Source organism: Caulobacter sp. B11 (assembly GCF_002737765.1).
Classification (GTDB): domain Bacteria; phylum Pseudomonadota; class Alphaproteobacteria; order Caulobacterales; family Caulobacteraceae; genus Caulobacter.
Genome location: NZ_PEGG01000118.1, coordinates 1 through 7478, shown reverse-complemented (window position 1 = coordinate 7478; position 7478 = coordinate 1). Strand labels below are relative to the sequence as shown.

Sequence of the window (7478 nt, the reverse complement as noted above, 5' to 3'; positions counted from 1 at the left end):
GCGAAAATCCGCTGGTTCACTATGCCCGTATTGGTCGCAAGGAACGTCGCTACATCAATGGCGTGATGCTTCAGGAGTCTCTGGAGCGGATCAAGGACAGCTTCGACGAAGGCTATTATCTTCGCCAGAACCCGACCCTGACCGATGCGGACCGCGAGAATCTGCCGCGGCACTATCTGCTGCACGGGGCGCGTCAGGGCCTGAACCCGGCGCCGGATTTCTCGAACGAATACTATGCGCGCCGCTATCCCGACCTCGTCGCCTCGGGGGTCGAGCCGTTCGCCCACTACAGCGAATATGGCAAGGAAGAGGGCCGGAGCGGACGTTTCGATTTCCGGGCGATGTACCGGGTCGGCGACGTCGAACACGACCGGGACAAGCCGACGGTTCTGATCGCCAATCACGAAGGCTCGCGAACCGGCGCGCCCCTCGTCGGTCTGGCCCTGGCCCGGGCCTTTGGGCCCACCCACAACGTGATCACCTATCTGGGGCGCGACCGCGGCCTGATGGAGCCGTTCATTGAGAGCAGCACCCAGGTTCTGGTCGGTGACCTGAACCCCACGGACGCGGAATTTCTGCTGCGCGACCTGATGCGGCGGTTTGGCCTGTCGGCCCTGCTGGCCAATTCCGTCGAGACCTACGCCCTGGTCAAGGCGGCCCTGCAGGTCGACCTGCCCAGCGTGGTCCTGGTGCACGAGTTCGCCGAATACTCGCTGCCCCACGGCAAGGTCGCCGACGTGATCGCCGCCGCCGACCGGGCCGTCGTGCCCGCCAGGATCGTGCTGCAGTCGGCCCAGAAGGAGCTGACCACCTATTACGGCTCGCACGCCGACAATATCGTGATCCGGCCGCAGGGGCGGCTGGTCGACGAGGCGCCAAGCGCCGAGGGCGATCTGAGCGCCGAGGAAATCATCCAGTCCATCCGGCCGCAGGCCGGGGCCAAACCGCGGATCGTGCTGGGGGCGGGCTATGTTCAGACCCGCAAGGGCGTCGACCTGTTTGTCCAGACCGCGCGCGAGGTGGCCCGACTGACCGACGAGGATGTCTGCTTCGTGTGGGTCGGCGACGGCTATGACCCGGAATACGATCTGGCCACCTCGATCTGGCTGCGCGAGTTGATCGAGCGCCAAGGTCTCGGGGAGCGGGTCCATCTGTTCCCGGCCCAGAGCAATCTGGAGGCCTTCTTCGCGGTCGCCGACGTCTTCTATCTGCCGTCTCGTCTGGACCCCTATCCCAATGTCGGGGTCGACGCCTTCCATCAGGGCAAGCCGCTGGTCTGTTTCAGCCAGGCCACGGGTCTGTCGGAGCCGATCGAGGCGGGCCTGGCGGTGGGCTCGGTGGTCGACTACTGCGACCCTCTGGCCGCGGCCAAGGCCATTGTCGGCCATCTGGCCACGCCGGTTGACGCCCTGACGCTGAACGCCGCGTTCGTCAACAACACGCTGGATTTCGCGGCCTATGCCGAATTCCTGAAGGGCGAGCTGCAGGTCGCGACCCAGGTGCGCAAGGGGCAGATCGAGGCGCGCGATCGCCTGGCCGCCGGCGACCTGTTCGATGCGGCCTTCTATCTCGGCGTGCCCGAGAACCCGATGCCGGACGTGTCGCTGAACAACTATGTCGCTCACGCGACCAAGGGCCTGACCGCCTATGATCCCCGTCCCGGGTTTAGCGACGGGATGTGGCGGGGCGTGCAGGCGCGGGGCGTCGCCGGTCCGGTCATTCCCCTGGACGCGGCCTCGCGCGGCAAGCTGACCGCGCCCAGGACCCATGACTGCCGGATCCTGGTCGGCAAGAGCGGCGGCAAGACCCCGGAGGGCGGCGTCGCCCTGCATGTTCACATGCACTATGCCGAGCTGGCGCCGGTCTTCGTGCAGCGCCTCAAGGCCGTGCGCACCCCGATCGACCTGTTCATCACGACCACCAGCGCCAACAAGAAGATCCAGATCCAGGCCGCCCTGCTCAACTACAAGGGCGGCAAGGTCGAGGTGATCGAGGGGCCCAATCGCGGACGCGACATCGGCCCGTTCATGACCTCGGTCGGCGACGCGGTCTTGGCGGGGGGCTACGGCCTGGTCGGGCACCTGCATGGCAAGAAGAGCCTGGCGGCGGGCGAGTCCCTGGGCGACCGCTGGCGCGGCTATCTGCTGGACACCCTGCTGGGCAAGCCCTCGGAGATCGCCTTCATCTTCGACCTGTTCGCCCAGGACCCCAAGCTTGGCCTGGTGTTCGCCGAGGATCGCCACGCGATCGGCTGGTCGGACAATCGCGCCCTCGCCGAGTCGCTGGCTGATCGCATGACGCCCCGACCCACCCTGCCCGAGTTCCCGGTGTTTCCGGTGGGCAACATGTTCTGGGCCCGGCCGGCCGCCCTGGCGCCGCTGTGGGCGCTGAAGCTGGGCTTCGACGACTACCCCGCCGAGCCCGCGCGGTTCGACGGCACCGTGCTGCACGCGGTCGAACGCATGCTGCCGGCGATTTGCGATGCGACCGGCCATAGCTGGAGCACGATCTTCAAGCGGGGCTCGGGCTGGTAGGGCCTCCGGGCCGGGGCCGCCGCAGGATCGGCTTGGCAACAGCGCCGGGGCGTGCCTACTAGCCGTCTGTCGCGAAACCCCCAATGGGTGGTCCGGCGACGCCTTTAGTACGAACTCGTGAGATAGGAACGACAAGCGTGGGGGCGAAGGAACGGCACCTGGTGCTCGGGGGTGCGGGATTTGTCGGTCGGCATGTCGCCCTGGCTTTGGCGGCGCGCGGCGTCGAGGTGATCCTGGCCAGCCGCCGGCCGCCGCCGGAACCGGAACGGTTCGATCCCCAAAACGTCCGTCTGGAGACCGTCGACCTGACCGCCTGCGACTGGCCGGCCCTGATCGCCGACGTCGACGTCATCCACCACTATGCCTGGGCCAGTATTCCGCAGACGGCGGCCCTGAATCCGATCTGGGACGTCGACACCCATATTCGCACGGCGATCAACCTGCTCGAGACCGCCGCCCGGCTGGGCGGCAAGCGGGTGCTCTTCGTCTCCTCGGGCGGGACGGTCTATGGCCGCCACCAGGACCAGAGGTCCACCGAGGACAGCCCGACACGGCCGCTCAGCATCTATGGCGCGACCAAGCTGGCGGTCGAGAACTACATGCGGCCCTATCACGACAGCGGCGCCGTGGATTGTCGCATCGCCCGACTGTCCAACCCCTATGGGGTCGGCCAGAATCTCGATCGCAACCAGGGCCTGGTCAGCACCTTCGTGGCCCGGGCCTTGCGCGGCGAACCCCTGACCGTCTGGGGCGACGGCAGCGTGGTTCGCGATTACATCCATATCAGCGATGCGACCGACGCCCTGGTCGCCCTCTCCACCCAGGCTCTGCCTGACCTGACCGATCTACCGGTGTTCAACGTGGCCAGCGGCGTCGGCGCCTCGATCAACGAAGTGATCAGCGTCATCGAGGACGTGCTGGACCGCACCCTGGACGTGTCGCGTCTGCCGGGTCGCGGGATCGACATCCCCGTCAGCGTGCTATGCGTCGACAAGGCCCGGCGCCACCTCGGCTGGGCTCCCCGCTACAGCCTGGGCCAGGGCGTGGCCGCGATGATCGACCAACTCAAGGCCGGCGAAACAAGCTATTCGCGTCCGTGATGTTGGACTAAGGCCTCTGGATCGGGGCCGGCAACCCTGTGTTGTGGAGGCGCGCGACCGGCAGCGTCCCATGACGGGCCTTCTTGTTCTGGGAATGCGGCGTGGAAGCAGTTATCGAGGCGATCACCGGCGACCGGGTCGAGGGCTGGGCCTTTGACGCTCGGGATCCAGACGCCCATCTCAATGTCGAATTGCGGCTCGACGGCGTGGTCGTGGCCGTCGGTCGGGCCGACCGCGGCCGCCCCGATCTGCTGGCCGCGGGCTTCGGGTCGGGCGACCACGGCTTCCAGACCTTCCTGACCGCCGCCCAGGCCGAAAGCCTGATCCTCAATGCGATGTCGATCGAGGCCTTCGCCTTTTCGGATCACCGGCCCGACCGCGTCGCGGCGCGGCTGGCCGACAGCTTCCTGGCCATGGCCAAGACCCTGCGCGACAACCGGCCCGTCGTCGCGCCAGCCCCGCTCTCAAGCCGTCCGGCGCGATCGATCAGCATCCGGGGCGACAGCTATCTGTTGCGCAACCTGGGCGAATTCAACCCTTCGCAACTGGCCCGCGTTTCGGACCCGCTGGCCGATGTCACCTATGTGTCTCTGCAGATGGAGGGCTTTGGCGACGCCCATTGGTGGGCCGGCGAGGGCGCTGATCGTCATCCCTCCGCGGCGCACTGGATGGGCAAGATCAGCTCCGAGGACGCCGCGGCCATGGCCGCCGGCCGCCTGCGGCTGTTGCTGGACATGTCGAACGAGGGCCAGGCGGCCCTCACCGTCGCGCCGTGGCTGGAGGCGCTGCACCAGGGCTTGGCGCTCAAGGGCATCCCGCTCGATCGGGTCGTGCTTCTCACCCAGAACCGGCGTTTCGCCGAGCAATATGCCGCCCTCCGCGAGCAGACCGCGGAGGGCCCCGGCATCAAGGTCCTCTACTATGACTATTTTCCAGGCCGGTTCGCCGGCCTGGTCGCCAAGTCCAATCCAGACCAGATCGTGGCTGACCGGCTGGCGGCGCATCGCGCGGGCCTGACCACCGCGAGGCCCAGCCGATATGTCTGCCTCAACTACACGCCGCGGCCGTGGCGGGTGGGCATGCTGTCCTGGCTGATGGGCCGGGGCCACGACCTCGGCGGCCGACTGTCCTTTCGCGGCTTTTCGGACCGCAAGGACGGCGGCGGGCTGGAGAGCGTCCCTGGCTGGTTCCCGCATCAGGATGTCATAGCGACCGGCTTCGAACGGCTGATGGCGGCGGGGCGCATGACCCTCGACCTGGGCCCCGCCTACCAGGGCGTGCCGGAATTCGATGTGCCGCTCGAACTCTACCGGGATAGCTATTTCAGCGTCATCACCGAGAGCGAGGTGTCGATGGGCGATGTCGCCCGCATCACCGAAAAGGCCTTGAAGCCGTTCCTGGGCTTCCACCCCTTCATCATCGTCGGCAATCCGGGCGCCCTGTCGATGTTGCGCGACCTCGGGTTCAAGACCTTCCACCCCTTCATCGACGAGTCCTATGACCGCATCACCAACGTGACCGACCGGCTCTCGGCCCTGATGACCGAGATCGACCGGTTGATGGCGATGTCGCCGGAAGCGCTGCTGGACTGGTATCGGGCCCTGTCGCCGATTCTTGAGCACAACTATGTGCAGCTGACCGGCGTGCTGCCCCGACAGCAAGCCTTCCTGACCGAGCCCCATCTGATCGACGCCTTGATCGAGGCGGCTGGATAGGTCTCGCCCCAGGCCGCGAGGCTTAAGGCTTCTGACTCCGAGGGTTTCCGTTTAAGTCTGCCGCCAGCTGAACCAGGCGCTTTTGTTACTCGGGGTCCCATTGACCAAGCTCGACCGTGCGGACTTCCAGGACATGAACCTTGGGGCGACAGATCTTCGGATCATTCCGAACTTCGCCGTCTTTCTGGACGCCGACGGGGTGCTGCGCGTGCCGCCGGGCCATGAGGGTTACGTTCTCTACGGCCCGTATCTTGAGATGCAGCCTGGCTGGTATCAGGTCGTCTACGACATCGACGCCGACGAGGATGCGATCTTCGACATCTTCGCCGGCGGCCAGCAGTGTCTCGCCCAGCCGGCGCAATCGGCCGCGACCGTCTGGATTCACGTCGTCGAGCCCGCCGAGGGGGTTGAGTTTCGCTTCAGCGTTCACGGGGGCGCGCTGACCTTTCGCAACCTCGCACTCCGCGCCGTCGCCGCGCCCGAGATCCATCCAGATCCCTCCAGGGTGGCGGTTCTGAATTTTCCGGCCACGCCCAAGCCTGCCGCGTTCCACGGGCTGAACAATCTCTGGAAGGCGGTCCACGGCCGTTCGCGCGAGGCTGTGGCCCAGTTGGCCGTCGCCGCCGAGGGCGCCGACCTGACCGCCTGGACCCAGCAGTTTCGCCGCGCCCGCGTGATCATGGCCTGGGACGCCGCGACGCTTGACGCCTCGGCTTCCGACCTGCGCGGCTTCGGCCTGGACATCGCCGCCGTTGGCGATTGCGCCAAGGACGATTTCGTCTCGGAAGCGGATTTCGCCGAGCGCGCGGGGCGCGCGGATCTGGCGGCCCAACTGCGGCTGAATCTGGATTTTCCCGAGCGCGACTTTGGTCACCCGTTCCTCGGCAACCTCGCCAAGGGTCAGGCCGCCATTCAATTCACCGGTTTGTCGGCGGGGGTGGCCCTGTGCCCGTGCCCGTTCACCGGCGCGATCCTGGCGTCACGCCATGCGGTTCCGGTGATGTCGCATGAGGGCGGCCAGAGCCATATCTTCCACTATTTCGACGGGGGCACGCCCTTCTACCTGGTGGCCTCGGGCTTCGGCGGCCGCAAGGCCTACATCTATGTGCCAAGGCTGGAGCTGATCCTTCAGATCGGCCAGCCCGCCTATGACTGGAACGTCCACCAGCCGTTCATCGATCTGCTGCGGGTGATGGCGGCGCGCGACGCCCTGGCCTATTTCGACTATCTCGCCTCGGAGACCCGACCGATCATTCTGTCGGGCACGCTCAGCAACATGGGCCACTATTTCTGGAACGATATCTCCGGTCTGGTCCGCTATTCCCAGATCGGTCTGCCCCAGTCCGTCGGCCGCATCCTGGTCTACAAGACCCCGTTCCTGGGTCCGGAGGTCGGGCTGGAGGAGACGCAAGACCTCGAGATCGTTCGCGCGGTCGACCCCGACAACCTCTTCCAGACCGTCATCCGTCAACGCTTCTATTGCGTGCGGCCCACCGCCTTGCGGATCTCCCCCGAAACGGCGGCCAAGATCCGCGACCATGCCGAAAGCCGCTTCGAACCCGAGGAGCGAGCCGTGGTGGCGACGGCCCGGCAAGCCGATCTGCTGATCTGGTTCAACCTGCGGGCTCACAACAAGGTCTGGCTTGATCAGGTCGAAGCCGCGGTCACCCTGGCTGAGCGCGTCGTCTCCGAGGGCCGCACCCTGTCGCTCATCCTTGACGGAATGGCCGATTGCGAGTCCATGGCGACCGAGATCCGCCGCCGGATCCCGGATGGGGTGCTGGTCATCAATGGCTTCGAAATGCCGCTCTATCGCAGCATTTGCTGGGCCTTCGCCTGCGACGCCTATGTCGCCACCATCGGTTCGGGCCTGACCTTGATGACCTGGATCGCCGGCCGTCCGGGTGTCGCCCATTCCGAACGCGGACACCTGGGGCAACTCGGCTTCTGGCCCGAGGTGCGTCCGGATGTCCCCGCGCCGGCCGCGCCGGACATCGAGGACATCCGGGACGTCAACGAAGGCGTCTTCTACAGCGACTACAATATCGACCCCGCCCGGATCGTTGATCTGTTGTCGCCTCAGCTTCATCAAATTCACCAGCAGCGCGCCGAGGGACCGACGCGCTAAA

At 66.5% G+C, this 7478-nt stretch carries 4 protein-coding genes; all 4 read left to right on the top strand.

Annotated features, from left to right (window positions below):
• Positions 1-2534: rhamnan synthesis F family protein (locus CSW58_RS06280; protein ID WP_099446711.1), on the top strand; the 2534-nt coding region annotated here is incomplete at its 5' end.
• Between the two features lie 161 nt (positions 2535-2695).
• A complete protein-coding gene (locus tag CSW58_RS06275; protein ID WP_236627681.1) occupies positions 2696-3634 on the top strand; it encodes an NAD-dependent epimerase/dehydratase family protein in 939 nt (312 codons plus the stop codon).
• Between the two features lie 101 nt (positions 3635-3735).
• Entirely contained in the window at positions 3736-5349 is a 1614-nt protein-coding gene (locus tag CSW58_RS06270; protein ID WP_099446709.1) for a hypothetical protein, read from the top strand.
• Between the two features lie 100 nt (positions 5350-5449).
• Complete coding sequence (locus CSW58_RS06265) at positions 5450-7477, top strand: hypothetical protein (protein ID WP_099446708.1); 2028 nt, start codon at positions 5450-5452, stop codon at positions 7475-7477.
• Position 7478: the final 1 nt, after the last annotated feature.